Source organism: Zunongwangia endophytica (assembly GCF_030409505.1).
In the GTDB taxonomy this organism is placed as follows: Bacteria; Bacteroidota; Bacteroidia; order Flavobacteriales; family Flavobacteriaceae; genus Zunongwangia; species Zunongwangia endophytica.
Window position 1 is genome coordinate 3,358,875 of the sequence record NZ_JAUFPZ010000002.1, and the last position, 17,966, is coordinate 3,376,840.

General features: G+C 35.9%; 19 protein-coding genes and 1 tRNA gene. 10 read left to right on the forward strand and 10 right to left on the reverse strand.

Features of this window, described 5'->3' with window-relative positions; translation table 11 throughout:
- Positions 1-83: 83 nt before the first annotated feature.
- A complete protein-coding gene (locus tag QWY91_RS14655) occupies positions 84-1,049 on the reverse strand; it encodes a YheT family hydrolase (protein WP_290236245.1) in 966 nt (321 codons plus the stop codon).
- 171 nt (positions 1,050-1,220) lie between these two features.
- On the opposite strand from QWY91_RS14655, the gene QWY91_RS14660 reads away from it, so the two are divergent.
- Positions 1,221-1,712, forward strand: coding sequence for an acyl-CoA thioesterase (locus tag QWY91_RS14660; RefSeq protein ID WP_290236246.1), 492 nt, complete (start codon positions 1,221-1,223; stop codon positions 1,710-1,712).
- 48 nt (positions 1,713-1,760) lie between these two features.
- Here the strand turns inward: QWY91_RS14660 and QWY91_RS14665 are convergent, their stop codons facing one another.
- Genes QWY91_RS14665 through QWY91_RS14675 form a run of 3 tightly spaced genes read right to left on the reverse strand, consistent with a single transcriptional unit; the run spans position 1,761 to position 3,830 of the window.
- Entirely contained in the window at positions 1,761-2,657 is an 897-nt protein-coding gene (locus QWY91_RS14665) for a DMT family transporter (protein ID WP_290236247.1), read from the reverse strand.
- Complete coding sequence (locus QWY91_RS14670) at positions 2,650-3,003, reverse strand: arsenate reductase family protein (RefSeq protein ID WP_290236248.1); 354 nt, start codon at positions 3,001-3,003, stop codon at positions 2,650-2,652. Before QWY91_RS14670 ends, QWY91_RS14665 begins: the two co-directional genes overlap by 8 nt.
- Before the next feature lie 50 nt (positions 3,004-3,053).
- Positions 3,054-3,830 carry a DUF3298 and DUF4163 domain-containing protein gene (locus tag QWY91_RS14675; RefSeq protein WP_290236249.1) on the reverse strand — a complete coding sequence of 259 codons (777 nt, stop codon included), beginning with the start codon at positions 3,828-3,830 and terminating at the stop codon, positions 3,054-3,056.
- Between the two features lie 156 nt (positions 3,831-3,986).
- On the opposite strand from QWY91_RS14675, the gene QWY91_RS14680 reads away from it, so the two are divergent.
- The gene (locus QWY91_RS14680) at positions 3,987-5,132 is read left to right on the forward strand and encodes a cystathionine gamma-synthase (RefSeq protein WP_290236250.1); all 1,146 of its coding nucleotides are present in this window, start codon (positions 3,987-3,989) and stop codon (positions 5,130-5,132) included.
- Between the two features lie 252 nt (positions 5,133-5,384).
- Here QWY91_RS14680 and QWY91_RS14685 read toward each other — a convergent pair whose 3' ends face one another.
- Complete coding sequence (locus QWY91_RS14685; protein ID WP_290236251.1) at positions 5,385-6,608, reverse strand: cysteine desulfurase-like protein; 1,224 nt, start codon at positions 6,606-6,608, stop codon at positions 5,385-5,387.
- 5 nt (positions 6,609-6,613) lie between these two features.
- Positions 6,614-8,995 (reverse strand): S9 family peptidase, encoded by a 2,382-nt coding sequence (locus tag QWY91_RS14690; protein ID WP_290236252.1) that lies wholly within the window; start codon positions 8,993-8,995, stop codon positions 6,614-6,616.
- 243 nt (positions 8,996-9,238) lie between these two features.
- On the opposite strand from QWY91_RS14690, the gene QWY91_RS14695 reads away from it, so the two are divergent.
- The 3 genes from QWY91_RS14695 (at position 9,239) to QWY91_RS14705 (ending at position 11,465) form a co-directional block, all read left to right on the forward strand.
- The gene (locus QWY91_RS14695) at positions 9,239-10,792 is read left to right on the forward strand and encodes a M20/M25/M40 family metallo-hydrolase (protein WP_290236253.1); all 1,554 of its coding nucleotides are present in this window, start codon (positions 9,239-9,241) and stop codon (positions 10,790-10,792) included.
- 123 nt (positions 10,793-10,915) lie between these two features.
- Complete coding sequence (locus QWY91_RS14700) at positions 10,916-11,155, forward strand: hypothetical protein (RefSeq protein ID WP_290236254.1); 240 nt, start codon at positions 10,916-10,918, stop codon at positions 11,153-11,155.
- A gap of 7 nt (positions 11,156-11,162) precedes the next feature.
- Positions 11,163-11,465, forward strand: a complete 303-nt coding sequence (locus tag QWY91_RS14705; RefSeq protein WP_290236255.1) for a type II toxin-antitoxin system RelE/ParE family toxin — start codon at positions 11,163-11,165, stop codon at positions 11,463-11,465.
- A gap of 3 nt (positions 11,466-11,468) precedes the next feature.
- On the opposite strand, the gene QWY91_RS14710 is transcribed toward QWY91_RS14705, so the two are convergent.
- From QWY91_RS14710 to QWY91_RS14720, 3 genes are all read right to left on the reverse strand, one after another.
- Positions 11,469-12,617: a DUF3095 family protein gene (locus QWY91_RS14710; RefSeq protein ID WP_290236256.1), complete on the reverse strand. Its 1,149-nt coding sequence runs from the start codon at positions 12,615-12,617 to the stop codon at positions 11,469-11,471.
- A gap of 14 nt (positions 12,618-12,631) precedes the next feature.
- Positions 12,632-13,582: a DUF1028 domain-containing protein gene (locus QWY91_RS14715; RefSeq protein WP_290236257.1), complete on the reverse strand. Its 951-nt coding sequence runs from the start codon at positions 13,580-13,582 to the stop codon at positions 12,632-12,634.
- Positions 13,583-13,691: 109 nt separating this feature from the next.
- Positions 13,692-13,991 (reverse strand): hypothetical protein, encoded by a 300-nt coding sequence (locus QWY91_RS14720; protein WP_290236258.1) that lies wholly within the window; start codon positions 13,989-13,991, stop codon positions 13,692-13,694.
- 127 nt (positions 13,992-14,118) lie between these two features.
- Here QWY91_RS14720 and QWY91_RS14725 point away from each other — a divergent pair.
- The 5 genes from QWY91_RS14725 to QWY91_RS14745 all read left to right on the forward strand — a co-directional run bounded on the left by QWY91_RS14725 (position 14,119) and on the right by QWY91_RS14745 (position 17,315).
- A tRNA-Arg gene (locus QWY91_RS14725) sits at positions 14,119-14,190 on the forward strand.
- Positions 14,191-14,357: 167 nt separating this feature from the next.
- Positions 14,358-15,230 carry a ChaN family lipoprotein gene (locus tag QWY91_RS14730; protein ID WP_290236259.1) on the forward strand — a complete coding sequence of 291 codons (873 nt, stop codon included), beginning with the start codon at positions 14,358-14,360 and terminating at the stop codon, positions 15,228-15,230.
- Positions 15,231-15,317: 87 nt separating this feature from the next.
- A complete protein-coding gene (locus tag QWY91_RS14735; RefSeq protein ID WP_290236260.1) occupies positions 15,318-15,704 on the forward strand; it encodes a hypothetical protein in 387 nt (128 codons plus the stop codon).
- Between the two features lie 329 nt (positions 15,705-16,033).
- A complete protein-coding gene (locus QWY91_RS14740) occupies positions 16,034-16,585 on the forward strand; it encodes a lipid-binding SYLF domain-containing protein (protein ID WP_290236262.1) in 552 nt (183 codons plus the stop codon).
- 70 nt (positions 16,586-16,655) lie between these two features.
- Complete coding sequence (locus QWY91_RS14745; protein WP_290236263.1) at positions 16,656-17,315, forward strand: haloacid dehalogenase type II; 660 nt, start codon at positions 16,656-16,658, stop codon at positions 17,313-17,315.
- A gap of 50 nt (positions 17,316-17,365) precedes the next feature.
- Here QWY91_RS14745 and QWY91_RS14750 read toward each other — a convergent pair whose 3' ends face one another.
- Positions 17,366-17,956 carry a thioredoxin family protein gene (locus tag QWY91_RS14750; RefSeq protein WP_290236264.1) on the reverse strand — a complete coding sequence of 197 codons (591 nt, stop codon included), beginning with the start codon at positions 17,954-17,956 and terminating at the stop codon, positions 17,366-17,368.
- Positions 17,957-17,966 lie beyond the last annotated feature (10 nt).

Below are 17,966 nucleotides of genomic sequence, written 5' to 3' on the forward strand. Positions count from 1 at the left end.
TTTTACGGTTCTGCAAAGATAATCAATTCTTAAGCAGTGCAAAGACTATGGTATAATTTCGCTTTAGCGTAGAATTTATGGGATTAGTAAAGGTGATTTTGTATAAATTCAAGCGCTCTTTCTTCTTGATAGTACTTTTTTTTATGCTGAATAAATCCTACGTGACCGCCATATTTGGGAGTTTCTAAATATAGATATGCTGAATTTTCAGCGATTTTCTTCGGAAATGATGCTGAAGTTAAAAAACTATCATTCTCGGCATTTAGTAAGAGTGTCGGAATTTTAATATTTGGTAAAAACTGAAGACAACTGCATTTCTCGTAATATTCGGCAGCTGAAGCATAACCGTGTGCACGGCTTGTGTATAACTCGTCTATCGCTAATAGGGAGTTGCAAGCCGAGATTTGACTTTTTTCGAGCTCTTTTGGGAAGGCTAGCTGTCGCTCATAAAGTATATCTTTAAGATTCTTTTTAAAACGATTGCTATACAATTTGTTTTTAGGGAGATTCAGTGCTTCCAAACTTGCAGAGAGATCACAAGGTGTAGAAACCGCGACTGCTACTTTTATTTGCTTCGGAAGTTGATCGCGCTCTCCTAGATATTTTAGTAATAAATTGCCGCCGAGGCTAAATCCAACCAAAGCAATTTCATCATACTTATCTTTCTGAAGCACGTGAGAAAGAAGTTCGGCTAGATCTTCAGTAGCACCGGCGTTATAACTTCTGTATAGCCGATTAATTTCACCGCTGCAACTTCTAAAATTCATTCCGCAGTAATCCCAACCGGTTTCAGTAAAAATTTTCGCCATTCCTAACATATATGGTCTATTGGCATCTCCCGCCAAACCATGCAATGCAATTATCAACTTTTTGGAAGAATGTTCAGTAAAAGCCCAATCGAGATCTAAAAAGTCACCATCGCCAAGTTCCAGTCGTTCTCGTTTGTCGCACTTAAAGTCAACCTTTCTAAGTGTTGCCGCATAGATCGTGGCAATATGCGGATTCTTAAAGAACCTAGGCGCTTCGTATTTACTTTCGATTACTGGCATACGGCAAATTTCAGAAAAAATTAGCTAAGGAATCTTATAATTTTAGATAAGAAAATCCGCAATTTCAAATCAAATCTTAGATGATTAAAGGGAATGTTTAAATAAGTTATGCGTGCATAGTAAATATTTGTAATTTTGTAATTCTGAAAAAATTGAAAAAGAAAAATAACTATGTATACCAAAGAGTTCGAAATACGATGGAGTGATATTGATGCCAATAGACATTTGGCTAATACGGCCTACATTAATTTTATGAGTCATACCAGGATGGCCTTTTTAATGGAGAATGGTTTTGGACAAAAAGACCTGGCAAAGCATAATCTAGGTCCGGTCGTTTTTTATGAGCATGTGTATTATTTTAGAGAGGTTTTTGCCGGAGAGCCGGTAAAAGTGAGCCTTCAGTTAAAAGGTCTTTCGGAAGACGGAATGTATTTTGAGTTTGTACATAATTTCTATGATAGCAAAGGAAGAAATTTTGCCAGTTGTGAAATGATGGGCGGATGGATTGATTTAAAGAAAAGAAAGTTGACGGGACTACCTTCAGAAATGATTGAAAACCTGGATAGCCTACCACATACCGACGACTTTAAAAAGCTTACTAAAGAGGATACCAGAAAGCACGGTAGAAAACCACAGGATATCGATCCTGAACTATTGAAATAAATCCAAGCTGAAATTATCGATTTTCAGCTTATAATTTTTAAAACCCGGCTATGCCCGGGTTTTTGTTTTTTTGAAACTTACCAGATACACTCCTACAAAAACCATTAAACCAGCAGCAACTTTTATAGTTGTTAATTGATCGGCACCAACTAAAATCGCGTATATAATCGCAATTAAAGGTTGTAGATAAATAAACACACTTATGGTAGATGCTGATAATTGTTTAAGCGCATAAATATTCAGTAGATAGGTAGAGAACGTTGTTCCCGCAACAACAAAGGCCATACGCCAAATAGCATCAAAAGGTAAATTTGCCCAGTCTACCGCAACAAATTCAGTATAAGTAATTGGCAGATTGATGATAACACCCATAAGGAAAAGCCATTTCATTAATGTAATGGCGTGGTATTTTTTAGTTAGTGGTTTTACAATTACGAGATAAAGCCCATAGGCAAACGCATTCACCATAAACAATAAATTACCTAGCGGAATATTAGGCGCATTAGAGACTTTATCGGCACTAAAAAGTATGAGAGCCAAAGCGCCAGATAATCCTAAAGCAATACCAATTCCTTTGATTAAAGTAATTTTTTCTTTCAGAATTATAGAGGCCAGGATCAATACCATAACCGGAGAAAGCGTTACAATAACCGAACTGTTTATTGGCGTAGACAAGCTTAATCCTTTAAAAAAGAAGAGCATATTTATGCACATCCCAAAGAGGGTACAGGCTAGCATTCTTGGCCAGTCTTTTTTATCAATTTTTTCCTTTGGAGCAAAAGGGCTAAGGATCCAAAATAAAATAGCGGCTCCTAACACCCGAAGCATAATAAAGCCAAAAGGTTCTATAAAAACAGGCATAACTCCTTTGGCAATCGTATGATTTAAACCATAAATTGCACTAGCACCAATTGCGGCGAGTATAGCAAGTAAGCGTTTATCCATGGATAGATGCTTTAGCGGCTGCTACATTTTTTTTAGCATTTCCGATAAAGATCTCATCATTATTTATAATTACCGGACGCTTCAAGAAGGTATAATGTTCTAGGATCAATTCTTTAAAATCTGCTTCGCTAAGATTCTTGTTTTTAAGGTCACGTTCTTTATAAAGTCGTGCTCTTTTGCTAAAAAGAGATTCGTAACTTCCAGAAAGATTTTGCATTTCTTCTAATTGAACTTGGGTGATTGCATCAGATTTGATGTCCTGAAGTTCAAATTCAGACGGCGCTTCTATCTCTTTTAAAATTCTTTTGCAAGTGTCGCAGGTAGAAAGGTAATAGATCTTTTTCATACTTAGAATTTAAGCCTGCAAAGGAAGAACTTTAAAACAGCTCTTGCAATTTATTCTTCTTCAGAAAGGTCTATTTTTAAATATTCAGAAACTTCATCAAGACTATACTCATAAGTTTTCTGTCCTTCAGCATAAGCAGCGATCTCGTAAGGATTGTAGGTTAAAATCACTTTATTTTCGTTGAAGCTAATGTTTACAGGTAAATGAAATTCATCATTTTCAAAGAACATTCCTGTGCTGTTGATGTTAACGTCCTGAGGAATATCTTCTTTAGTTCTGAAGTCTTTCTCAACAAACGCTTTAAATTCAGCCGAAAATAGATCTTTGTGCGTGTATACTTCACCCGTTTCCGGATTAAAATTAAGGTAAGTGTTACTTCCGTAGCCATGCGCACCGCCGGTAAAAGTATAAGAATTGAAATCTATACTTAGAATGTTCGCATTTTCTAAAGTAATTTCAGCAAAAACGGTAGCTTCCCAAGGAATATCGGTCTCTGGAAAATCTTCACGATAGGAAGCATAATTTTCTATAAAATCATTCACCATTTCATCAATAGTTTCGGGTGTACGGGTACTCTCTGGGCTAAAACCAGAAACTATTTGTATAATTCGATGAGCGATAGAATCATTTATTTTCTGGGCAACTTCTTTATTACCTTTAGCAACGGGGTAGTTTAAGTTAATAAAAGTACAATCTCCATCTTCGGGATTACACTGTTTATAAGCCTTCTCAACATTATAATTGGTAAAGTTTAGTTCCTTTTTTTTCTCATCTTCACAGGCAAACAGCAACATGCTGGCGAGCAGCACGAAAAGAATCTTTTTCAAAGTAATTTTAAGGTTTAGGTTATTGTTTTGCTAAAGGTACGTAGCAATTTTGGCATTGCCAATGGGTACTTTATTTTTGCTTAAAAGATTTTTATATCTACTAGATGTGATTGTATGTTTATCAATTACAGTAGATTAATCTAATAAAAACTTATTATGAAATTTAATACCAAAACTATACACGGCGGGCAGGAAAATACTGATCCTGCATACAACTCGGTAATGCCACCAATTTACCAAACCAGTACTTACGCACAAAGCACACCCGGAGGGCATAAAGGCTTTGAATATTCCAGAAGTGGAAATCCAACACGAGCCGCTTTAGAACGTTCTTTAGCCAGTATTGAAAATGGTAATTATGGAATGGCTTTTGGATCTGGTCTTGCTGCGATTGATGCGGTAATGAAGCTTTTTAAACCGGGAGACGAAATTATAAGTACCAACGATCTTTACGGTGGTTCTTATCGTTTGTTTACTTCGATATTCGAAAATTTAGGGATAAAATTCCATTTTATAGGAATGCAGGAAGCCGAAAATATCGAATCTTATATTAATGAAAATACAAAACTAATTTGGGTAGAGACACCAACTAACCCAATGATGAATATTATTGATATCGAGGCAACAGCCAAGATTGCACAAAAACACAAATTATTATTAGCCGTCGATAATACGTTTGCAACACCATATTTGCAACAGCCTTTAGAGCTAGGAGCAGATATTGTAATGCATAGTGCAACTAAATATCTTGGTGGACATAGCGATGTTGTAATGGGCGGTCTTGTGGTAAAAGATAAAGAGCTTGCCGATAAATTATATTTTATACAGAATGCCAGTGGTGGCGTTTGTGGCCCACAGGATAGTTTTTTAGTATTACGCGGAATCAAAACCTTACACCTTAGAATGCAACGCCATTGTGAAAATGGAGAAAAAGTAGCTCGATTTTTAAAAGAGCATCCTGCGGTAGCCAAAGTGAACTGGCCAGGATTTGAAGATCATCCAAATCATGATATTGCCAAAAAGCAAATGAAAGGTTTTGGCGGAATGATCTCTTTTTCTACTACGGAAGGAAGCACTGAAAGCGCGGTTAAAATACTCGAAAATCTGAAGGTGTTTACACTTGCTGAATCATTAGGAGGCGTAGAATCTTTAGCGGGGCATCCTGCAAGTATGACGCATGCCTCAATTCCAAAGGAAGAACGAGAAAAAACAGGAGTCGTAGATAGTTTAATACGATTAAGTGTAGGGATTGAAGATGGCGATGATCTTGTAGCAGATTTAAAGCAAGCTTTGGGAGAGTAGTTAGATTTTAGATCGCTTCGCTGTTAGAAAAAAAATCAAAGAATCAAGATTATATATTTTGAACGATGAATTTTTAATGTTTTAAAAATAGCATCGATTTATAAAAAAATATTCTCTAAATCTGCTTTTACACAGCTGACAGCTAAACCTGAAGATTAAAATAAAAAATGAGGGCTGAAATTATCGAATTTCAGCCCTTATTTTTTTGATCGATATGCTATAATCTAAAAGCGAAGCAGTCTATCTTATATACTAAATCACTTTACCTAGAGCCAAAATTAATTTTTGTATTTCTTCTTCGGTATTGTAGTGTACTAAACTTATTCGCACTACGCCGTTTTTATCTTTTAAGTTGAGGTCTTCGATTAATTTTTTAGCGTAAAAATCACCAAACCGAATTCCTATTCGATAGTCATCGACTTTTTCGACAATTTGATTACTTTTTAGATCTTTGTGTACAAATGAAATTGTGGGGACGCGTTTAGAAGCATCAGCTTCAGGATGTCCTATAATTTTCACTTTTGGATTCTCATTCAAGAATTCAAGAAGTTTTTTAGCCAGACTTTCCTCGTGTTCAGCAATAACTCCGTAAGACTTTTTCAACATTATAGCTGTTGAATCTTTTTCTCCCGGAAAATGCTGTTTGTAAAATTCCTGAAAATATTCTGTTATTCCTAAAAGGCTATACGTAAGTTCGAAATTGAAGTTTCCGGGCTGGAATTTATACGGAATATCATCTTTTTTGAAAAAGGAATGATTAATACCTTCCATTCCTAAAAGCAAATCATACTTGCCATACATCAATGCTAAATGAGGGCCGTAGGTTTTATACCAGCTAAAGGTGTAGAAATCTACATCCCATTCCTGCACATCAATCTGGCGGTGTGGTGCATAAGCAACACCATCTACACAAATTAGCGAGCCATTATCGTGAACAATTTCAGCAATTTCTTTAATAGGATTTATAGTTCCTAAAATATTAGAGCAATGTGTAACTGCGACAAGTTTGGTCTTTTTAGAAAGCAATTTTTTAAGTTCAGAAAGTTCTAGCTCCATAGTTTCTGGATTGGCTTTCCAAACCTTAATTTTGATTCCTTTTTTCTCCAGATCGGTCCATGGTGAAACATTGGCCTCATGATCGGTATTTGTAATGATAACTTCATCACCTTCTTGCCATCGCCTGCTTATTGATAAACTCAGAATTCTAAAAAGCATGCTCGAAGAAGGTCCAATGATTACTTCTTCGGTTTGTTTAGCATTAATAAATTTAGCGATCTGTTTTGTTGCCCAACTTAATTTTTCTCCGGCTTCTTTACTAATTTTATAGGACGCTCCAAGTTGAACGTTATGATGAATTAAATATCCATTTATACGTTCAATAACCTTTCCCAGAATCTGGGAGCCGCCAGCATTATCCATAAAGACAAAATCTTTATCCAGCGCCGGAAATTGTTTTCTAACATAGTCTATATCCATAATCTCTATTTGTCCAGAAGACTTTCATTAAATAATTTGAGAATTCTGCTATACTCATCGGTCCAGCTGCTAGGTTCTACAAAACCATGACCTTCTACGGGATAAACCGCCATTTCCCAATCGTCTTTTCCTAATTCAATCAATCGTTGTGAAAGTCTTACCACATCTTGGAAATGCACATTTACATCTACCATTCCGTGTGCGATCAATAAATCTCCTTCTAGACCTTCAGCAAAATAAATAGGAGAAGATCTGCGGTAGGCAATAGGATCATTTGTTGGTTCGTTAAGAATGTTTGCAGTGTATCCATGATTATAATGCGCCCAGTCTGTTACCGATCTCAATGCTGCTCCTGCAGCAAAAGTATCTGGCTCGTTAAACATGGCCATCAAAGTAATAAATCCTCCGTAACTACCGCCGTAAATTCCAATTTTTTCAGGATCGATGTTGTGATTTTCAATCAGGTATTTTACACCGTCAACCTGATCTGATAGATCTTTACCGCCCATGTGTCGGTAAATTCCGGTTCTCCAATCGCGCCCGTAACCCGCACTTCCGCGGTAATCAATATCAATTACGGTATAGCCTAAATCGGTTAATAAGTTATGAAACATATATTCTCTAAAGTAAGACGACCACCATTGATGTACATTTTGTAAATAACCGGCACCGTGCACAAATACCACAGCTGCATCGTTTTTGGTTTCTTCACTTGGCGTGTATAATCTTGCAGGAACCATAACACCATCTTCGGCTTCAAACTTTATAAGTTCTGGTGTTCTCCAGCCGTAATTTGAAAAAGCTTCCGATTGGCCGCTAGTCAATTGTTTTGCTTCGCCTTTTCCCGTTTTCTTCAAGTATAACTCCCAAGGTTTATTGCTGTAAGAATAGTTAATCGCCATGTATTTTTCATTTGGAGAAAGATATACTTGATTGTTCCCAACCATGTTGGTTAACTTTTCCATTTTGCCACCCATCAAAGGCATTTTATAAAAGTGACGTACATCTGGCCCTTCTGCAGAAGTAGTTAAATACCAGTATTTTTTATTATTCGATAATTCAGGGTCAAAAACTTCGTAATCGCCCGGCGTAAGATCTTTTTTATTTCCGTTATCAACATTCAGTAAATAGAGATGAGAATATCCGGTAGCTTCCGATTGAAAATAAACATGCTTGTTATCGTGTAGCCATCCTAAGGTTCCGCCACCAAAAGACCAGCCAAGACCAGGGCCTGCGATCCATGCTTCATCCCGTTGGCGATCTAAAGTTTTTAGAATTCCATCTTCAAGGTTAAGCTGGGCAATCCAGCGGTCTTTATTGTCTTTAGAACGAATGCTGACAATGGCTTTCGCTCCATCTTCAGAAAAATAGGCTTTAGAAGTAATTACTTCGCGAACTTTTTCATCCCATTCTTTATCTGGATAATCTTTCACATAATCTGGTAAGTCTTTAATGCCTTCAAGATCCTCTGTACTTACCATAAACACAGTATCTTTTTCGATATTGTAAAGTGCTAGTTCCACTTTGGTAATATCATCACCTACTTTAGACCGTGCCGGGAGGTCTTTGGTATAACCCGATTGGTCTACATAGTTTGGAACTTCAGTATTATCACCACGTTCCCTTTTAATTAAGTTGAAGCTTACATATTTTCCGTTAGGAGAAATGCTGATACCTGAAATTTGTTTATCCCCGATATAAAAAGTATACGGTTCTCTTTCTAGAATACTTTTACGGTAGGCTTTAGAAGCTTCCGATTTTTCTTTTCGCTGATTTACAACTTCTAAAAGATCAAGATTCTCATCTTGGATCCATTGATTTTTATCAGAAAGCTTCTCTTCTTTGTCCTTTACTTTAGTTCCTTTACTGATATTGGTTAATTTAGTAATGCTTCCGTTATCGAGATTATAAACAAAAGCGTTATTATTTAGAACAAAAGAAACTTTAGATTCGTCTGCCATAAATTGGGGATCACGAATACCTTCTCCCAGATTTAATAATGCTGTTCTAGATGCTTTTCTAATATTATATAAAACAAGCTTCCCATCTTCAGTAAAAAGTATCTCACTCCTTTTATCGTTATAATCTCCGTAACGCGGAATCATATTTTCTTTTTCTGCCTGAGAAACTTTTATAATCTCGGAATGCTTGGAAAGATTGATCTTATATAAAGAATCGTCTGGATCTTTCTCTAGATTATATTGAAAATAAATGTTCTCACTATCAATTCCCCACTGAATTCTGGATGGGAAGGTTCCCATCCATTCAGGATCTTGCATAATTTTTTCAACAGAAAGCTCACTTTGTTGGGCTTGTAAGGAAATGCTACTAAAAGCAATAAATGCCAGGATTGCGAAATTGCTAAAACGAAGCGTAATTTTTATCATTTAGGTAAATATTGGATTTCAATTAGTGATGATATTTCTATAAGTCGAAAAACGAATCTTTCGAAACCAAAATACTCAAAAAATGTATTATTCAGCTTTCTTTGAGAAAAGCTTTAAAATTTGCACACAATATACTTAAAATCACTTTCCAATTCAAGAATAATAGGCGCTAAGCTGTGATTTCAGTAGAGAATATATTTATATTTGAGAGCTATATTTCACCAATTTTTTAATCAAAATCCAATGAAAACTAAATTACAACTAGCTTTTGTGTCGATGGCATTAGCTGCGACAACCTCGTTTGCACAACAGCAGGATCCTATTGTACAGGAAATCGTTACAGAGGCTACCGAAAATTCTCAATTAAAAAGGTTAGGTCACGAACTTTTAGACGTTATCGGACCAAGACTTGTAGGTTCACCACAAATGGAACAGGCACACGACTGGGCTATTAAAACCTATGCCAACTGGGGGATTTCTGCCGAAAATCAGCAATGGGGAACCTGGAAAGGTTGGGGACGTGGTATAACACATATCGATCTTGTGGAACCTCGTTTAAGAACTTTAGAGGGAAAACAACTGGCATGGAGCCCTTCGACATCTAAAAAGGGTGTTACTGCTAAGGCTATAATTTTACCTGAAGCTAAAGACTCGGCCGATTTTCAATCTAAATTAAGCCAAGTAAAAGGGAAATTTGTCTTGGTTTCTTTTAACGAGCCAACCGGTCGTCCCGATTATAACTGGGAAGAATGGGCCACAGATCAGTCTTTTGAAAAAATGAAAAAAGAGCGTTCTAAAGCTGAAAATGCCTGGAGAGATCGTATAAAGGCTACCGGATATTCTTCAAGAGAGTTACCTAAAATTTTAGAAAAAGCGGGAGCTGAAGGAATTATTACGTTAAACTGGTCTAGTGGTTTTGGCGTAAACAAAGTTTTTTCAGCATACACCAATGATATTCCTACAGTAGATCTTTCTTTAGAAGATTATGGATTAGTTTATCGTATGGCTGAAAATGGAGATAAACCTGAATTAAAGATTGTAGCAACATCTGAAGATCTTGGAGAAGTGCCTACTTTTAATACTATTGCAACAATCGAAGGTTCAGAAAAGCCGGAAGAATATATCGTGCTTTCTGCGCATTTTGATAGCTGGGATGGAGGAACCGGAGCCACAGATAATGGTACTGGTACTTTAGTGATGATGGAAGCAATGCGTATTCTTAAAGAAGTATATCCAAACCCAAAGCGTACAATTATCGCGGGACATTGGGGGAGTGAAGAACAGGGATTAAATGGATCTCGTGCGTTTGTAAAAGATCATCCAGAAATTGTAGAGAACATTCAAGCAGTTTTTAATCAGGATAACGGAACAGGTCGTGTAGTAAGTCTTTCCGGAAATGGATTGGTAGACGCTTATGATTATTTAGGAGATTGGTTATCTGCAGTACCCGACAGTATTTCCAGACAAATTGAAACTAATTTTCCTGGGATGCCGGGTAGAGGAGGATCAGATTATGCTTCTTTCCTTGCTGCCGGAGCACCAGCCTTTAATTTGAGTTCTTTAAGTTGGTCGTACTGGAATTACACCTGGCATACCAACCGCGATACTTATGATAAGATCGTTTGGGACGATGTACAAAGTAATGCTATCCTTGCAGCAATACTAGCTTATAAAGCTAGTGAAGATGCAGATAAAACGTCTAGAAAGCAGCGAGTACTTCCTGTAAATGATAGAACTGGTGAGCAAAGCACATGGCCAGAACCTAGAGACGGCAATCGTAGAGGAGGTTTAGATTAAGCGCTAAAAATTTCGAATATTAGAAATTAATTTTAACAAACCCTTATCCCTTCGGATAGGGGTTTTGTTTTGCAAAAAAGTTCTTAGCATTATTTTGTATCTTTGAGTAAACATTTTTTTGCTATGGATCTGCAAACAAGAAAGTTAAATTTGATATCATATCTCGCACAGATTCAGGATGAAAATCTATTATCTGAAATTGAAAATTATATTCTGAAAAATAGTTCGAAAGATGAGCAAGCTCTTCATGAGCCTTTTAGTCCTGAAGAATTATTGAGAAGAATAGGAATTTCTGAGAAAGACTTTGAAAATGGAAGATATAAATCTCAGGATAAATTGAAACAGCTAACTGAAAATTGGTGATCTTTTAATGGTGGAGATAATTTGGTCTGACTTTGCAATTAATAGTTTGAAGGAGATTTATGATTACTATAAATCAAACGTACATCTTAGAATAGCTAAGAAAATAAAATCTGAAATTCTTCAAACTACAAATCAGCTTAAAACTTCCCCAGAATTAGGTCAAATAGAATTTTATTTGGAAGAATTAAATAGAAGCCATCGTTATATAATATCTGGAAATTATAAGATAATCTACAGGATAAAAGGAAACCAGGTTTTAATCAATGACGTTTTTGATGTACGAAGGAATCCAGATAAAATGTTAGATTAAAGACTAAATCTTATTTTTTAAACTTTTAGCTGCTTTTGTATACCCACCGTTTCCGCCATCTACAAAATGAATATGATCGTGGGTACTGATGTTTCTTACGTAGCAAGACATAATACTTTCTTCGCTTACATAGATTCCGTATTTTATTTTTCCTGAATCTTCCAGATTATCCAGATAACCAATAAGCGCTTCTCTTTGCTGAGGTGTTCCTGAAATTACAGTATTTATTCTCCCGTCGATCGTTAAGGTGTCTGCTAGAGCCACCATCTTTTTTAGGTAGTTTTTTCCGTTTTCTTTTTTAAGCCAAATGTGCCTTCCGTATTTTCCAATCATCCAGTTTTCAAGCATATAAGGCAGATAAAATCGACCTAGTTTGGCTTTCATTTCATTATTAATTTTACGAAGATTAGCTTTTAGCTTTAACCTCCGAACAGAAATAGGTTTTCTTCTTTTTGGGGATCCGTAAATATCATCGATAGCTTTTAAAACCTGAGAAAAGACTTTAGATGTTTCTTGGTCATTTCGCGAAACCACGATTAAACTTACGACTTCCTGATTCTTTTTTGGAGGTTTTATTTTGTCCCATTTACATTCCATTCCATCAAGATTCAGCGCTTTGCTATTAGGTACGATTTCTTGTTTGGATAATGTGTGTTTAATTAGATCTTCAGCGTAGTGTAACGCGTCTCCCAGAACTATCGGAATGTTCATATCAGCATTCACTTTAAGTTTTGCGATTTTAAGCTGAATATTTTCTTTGTAAATGGTTTTAACCGGAAATGATCCTGTTTTAAGCTCTAATTTGAAGTTTTTTTGAGTATTTCTTTTATGCTTTTGAAGCGCTGCAAGTGTTTCCTGCAAAATCTCTTCAGGAACGATGGCAATTGCACCGTCACCACCAAAAAAGAACGGGATATTTAGTTTTGCTTTGTATGCGATATTAATCATGGCAATAACACAACCTGTAGCAATTAGATTAACCGAATTATGATTGCCTTTTGCAATAGCCTCGGTAGAATTCTTAATATCTGCTGCCACGATGTGCCAAGTTTCCGGGACTTGATGAAAATGACTAATATCGCCCACGAGTTTACTAACCGGAATATCTAAAGCCGGTAAATTTTCATAAAAATCAGTTTCAGTATTGGCCATTTTGAACTTCAGTTTTAAAGTTCAGTAATTTGATTGATTTCCTTTTCGCTAATTTGTAGAAGTCCGGCTTTTGGTAGTCTTGTGATCATTTCTCTCCAGTTGTCATCTTGTTCAAAAATTTCAGCAAAAACCGGCAATGCTTTATTTAGGCGATCACTATTTGCCAGTGCTACCGCTTTCCAGAATTTCATTTCTAGATTTTCTGGGAACATTTCTTCCGCAGTACCATATTCTTCTAAAGCTTTATCAATATCACCTTTTTCAACAGCAAGATCTCCCTTATTCATGTGTTCGTAAGCACGAGCAGTTTTAAGTAGTCGCTCTAATTCGTCAATCGGGTTTTGGTGATCGTCGACTCTTAAGTCGATTTTCTTATCTTCCCACTCATTCTTAACCTTTTTAGGGCCAACGACGATAAGCGCAGCCGATTGTTTACCTCGAATGTCGCCTCCTTCTTTTTGCGCAGCTTTTAAGACCTGAACCATTCTTTCAGCTAAAGGTAGATTCTCATTATTTTTAAATGCTTCCGCCATCGCGGGAACAACCCTGTCGTTCAGCATCATGTTGGCTTGAACAGAAAAGTTTTCTCCTTCAATTTGCCCCGCAGCTTCTACGCACAATTTCCCCGTGTAGGCAGAAACATTTCCTTTTACATCCAAAAATGCAACTTGGCGATAATCACGCCCTTCATCTTCAGCAATTAATTCCTCTAAAGCATCTTCCGCAGACATTCCGCCCGCCATCAATTTGAGTCCGTTTGGGCCATAAGCGGGATTTACAAAAGATTGAGTCGCTACCACTCCAACACCAGATTTTGCCCAGCTCACTAAAGAGCCTACAGAAAACCAATGGCTTTGGACGGCTACAGCCATTTCTCCTGTTCTGGGATCTTTTGCGACAATCGAGAAGGTATGCGCAAAAGCTTCTTTATCGATATTGGCGTTTTGTGCTTTCGTTTTTATCATGAAAAAACTAATTAAAACGAATGGAATGATCTTTTTCATGCGATTGTATTTTTAAAACCGAGTTAAATATATACAATCTTGAGAGAAGCATATCTAAAATTATAATTGCTTAATATTCAATCTCTAGCACTTTTAGATATTCTGGTCCGCCGTCTATAGGGTAACCTTCTATTCTTTCAGCAACGATCGTATGAGTTTGACCTTCGAGTTGAGTTAGATCTACTTTGCCAGAGGTTATAGCATAGGTTTTATCGTCGGTACGTAAAACATGGCTGCCATATTGATAAGTTGTCATACCCGCTTCTTCAATCAATCCGGTAAGTTTTAAATTACTGGTTACTTTTTGATTATTACAGGTCGCGGTAATAACTAAGAGAAAAAAAGAAGAGATTAAAACACCTATTTTCATAATTCATTTAATTAAGTTGATTGAAAATTACATTTTCTACCCGAGTCTAGCTTATGTCTTATAGAAGTTTTAACGAGTAGAGTATAGGTATAATAAAAACATTTCTATTTTTGTACAGCATTAAAAAGGCCTCGTAGTTCAACGGATAGAATAGAAGTTTCCTAAACTTTAGATCCAGGTTCGATTCCTGGCGAGGCTACAAAATGCAAAAAGGGATAAGCAGTCTAACTGTTGATCCCTTTTTATTTAGGAAGCCAACAGAATTGCGACAGATTAATTCTTAGTAATCATATTTTGCAATTTTTTATTTTAGACAGAGTGCTTGCACATTCTTAAATTACTTATCTTAATTTCTAAACGCATAGCATGAAGAACATTTTTACATTTTTATTGGTAATAACAGCAAGTCTCTCTTTAAAAGCGCAGGAATTAAAAGCTTATGCTATTTATAATACGGAAGGAGATTCGGTTTCGTTTCAAAAAATGAACGATAGTTTATCGAATTATGATGTGGTGCTCTTTGGAGAATTTCATGATCATCCTGTGGTGCATTGGCTTCAGAAAAAGCTTACTGAAAAATTGTACGCTAAAAACTCTAATCTGGTCTTGGGGGCTGAGATGTTTGAAGCAGATAATCAATTGATCTTAGATGAATATCTTCAGGGTAAAATTCCGCAAAACCGCTTTGAGGAAGAAATGCGTTTATGGAATAATTATAAAACCGATTATAAGCCTTTAATTGAATTTGCCAAAACCAATAATCTGCAATTTGTGGCTACCAATATACCCAGAAGGTATGCGTCGGCAGTTTCAAAATATGGGCTGGATACTTTAAAAACCTATTCAAAAGAAGCGCAATCCTATTATGCAAAACTTCCTATAAAGGTCGATACAATTACACCAGGTTACGGCGACATGCTAAAAATGATGGGTGGTCACGGGATGCAAGGTGATGCCATGAAGTTTGTAGGAGCTCAAGCTATTAAAGATGCTACGATGGCTGAAAATATTTTGAAAAATGCACCGCAGGATGGTGTTTTTCTTCACTATAACGGCGACTATCACAGCAAAAATTTTGGAGGGATTTATTGGTATTTGAAAGAAATGAATGCCAATCTGAAAATTGCAGTTATAAGTGTAGCGCAGAGTGAAGATGAGATGTTGAGTTTTGATAAAAAGACTGCGGAAACCGGAAACTTCATTATTTATTTTCCAGAAGATTTTACGCGCACCTACTAAAAGTGAAAAAATCCTTCTTAAAAAATAGTTGAATTTTTAGCTTTTTGGATTCATTCTTGTTCTGAAAAAAAATCAAGACCTATCGCTATGAATTTTTTCAAACAACTCTCATTTTTAATTGTAATCGTGATTTCACTAAGCGCCGTTGCTCAGGAAGCAGACTCTGTAGCTATTCTTACTGAAACTCCTAATCGTAAAGTCATTCAAAAAGATTATTTAACGATTGTTTATAAACCGTATGGCTTAAAAACCAATATGGCTTATGTTTCTATAAACGGAGAAGATTATCAAAAAATTAAAAATAAGAGATCAAAAATCTCTAATCTATATGATTATAACGGGTTAATAAGACTTTTGAAAAAGTATAATGCTGAAGGCTGGGAGCTTGTATGTAAACAATTTGATTTTGAAGAGCAAGGTGATGATCATCTATTTATAATGATGACTAGAGAAAATGAAGAGGGAAAAAACTAATAAAAATTAATTGCTTAAGATTAAGTGAAATAACAAGGTGTTAACAATTTAGAAGGTGTTCAATTTATATTTTTGAACTGCTGTTTGTCTAAAGTAAAAAAATTACTCGGAGTCAATTTTAAATTGATGATCTGAGATCAAATTTCTGAATATAGAGATTTGAAATTCATTTTAAGTGAGAGAGAGTGAGAAAAAGGTCGTCTAACATGTGTTGACGGCCTTTTCTTATTTTTGACGCTAAGTATTTAAAATTAAGTGAAATAACAGCTTATTAACAAGTCCTCTAATCGCCTATTTTTAATTTTGAATAAATCAAAAAAAGAGAAATTATGAAGAGGAAAATAAAATTAAATCTAAGCTTAATTCTTGCGACTTTCTTTATGGTAAGTGCCTTCAATTTAAATGCTCAAACCGATAAGCAAAAAGAATTAATAAATGATGCGAAAGAATCTAAAGCAGCGTTTATCACAAAAAAACCAGAAATGGCTGCTTTGTTCGAGAAAGCTGCCGGTTATGTAATATTTCCTAACGTAGGGGAAGGAGCTTACATTCTAGGAGGAGCTGCCGGAAACGGAGTTCTTTTTGAAGGCGGACAGGTAGAAGGTTTTTCAGAATTAAGACAATTGGATATTGGTTTGCAAATAGGTGGACAAGCCTATAGACAGGTTATTTTATTCGAAACCGAATCTGAACTGAATAAATTTAAGGAAGGAAAATATAAGCTTTCAGGAAAAGCCTCTGCAGTGATTATCGAAGAAGGAAAAGCAAAAAGTGTAAGTTTTGACGATGGTCGTGCCATTGTAACGATGCCTAAAGCTGGTGCAATGATCGATATTGCTGTTGGTGGACAAAAATTTGAATATAGAGATTTGAATGACTAATTGCATTCAATAAATCAACAATTAAAGGTCGGTAATAACTATTATCGGCCTTTTTTTATAAAATAAAATTATGAAGATAAAAGCACTAATTTTTGATGTTAACGAGACTTTATTGAACATGCAAAAGCTAAGCGATGCGGTTAACGAAGTATTGGATAATAAATTAGCATTTCAGGTTTGGTTTGGGAAATTATTACATTATTCTTTGGTTGAAAATGATACCGACAGTCACAATGATTTTTCTGAAATAGGAAAAGCTGTATTTAAAATGACGGCAGACTTCTTCGGAAAAAAACTTACTGAAGATCAAATAAATTCAACATTAAGTTTGGTGAAAAAGTTACCTACTTATGAAGATGTTTCCATTGGACTTCAGAAATTGAAGGATCAGGATCTAAAATTGATTGCGCTTACCAATGGCAACAGAGAAACTTTGGATGCACAATTAAGTTTTGCTGAAATTGATACCTATTTTGATGCTGTATATTCAGTTGATGAGGTTGGGAAGTTTAAACCGAACAAAATAGCCTATCAAAAGGTAGTGGACAATTTGGATCTTCTAGCAGAAGAAACTTTGATGGTCGCAGCACACGGTTGGGATATCTCCGGAGCCAAAAATGCAGGCTTAAAAACGGCTTTTATCGAAAGAGAAGGTAAAAGTGAATATCCTTTGGCGCAACCTGCAGATCTTAGCGCTAAGAATATAAACGAGTTGGTAGAGAAGTTGTAGTGACATTAAAAAAACAAAGCCTGAAATTAGCTAATTTCAGGCTTTGTTTTCTAGTATTTTAAAGAATTCAGTATATCCAAAAATTCTTTTTGTACAGTATGTGTTTTGTCTTTAGCATACCAGGTATGTAGCTCTCTTTCAAAATCCTCGAAATCTCTTCCATTGGGATTTTCTTTCCAGTCCATTACCAATTCCTGAGCAGGCTCCGGGCGCGGTCCCCAAGTAAATAATTCTACACCTTCTTCAGAAAAAGCAACGAGCTTAGGGATAGATTTACTTCCGTTAGTATGATATTTTTCGATTAATTCAGGATTCTTATCTCTTAGAATAACCCTAAGATCAATTTTATCTCCAGCAGATGCAATTTCACCTATAACGGGTAAATTTTGAGCGCTATCGCCACACCATGCTTCAGTAATAACATACCAAACTTGTTTTTTCTTAAGCTCGGTAACCAGATTCTCTAATTCAGGAATTAATTTTGTCGTCTTATTTAGACGCTTCATTCGGCTTGCATTAAGCTCGGTAAATTTCACTAAACTTTCGGTTTGCTTGTCTCCCGAAGTTTGTTTGTTGTTTACCAGTTGAAGTGTCCATTCGTAAAATTCGATATAGCTAAATACCGGTTTATTTACAGTCATTTGTTTAATT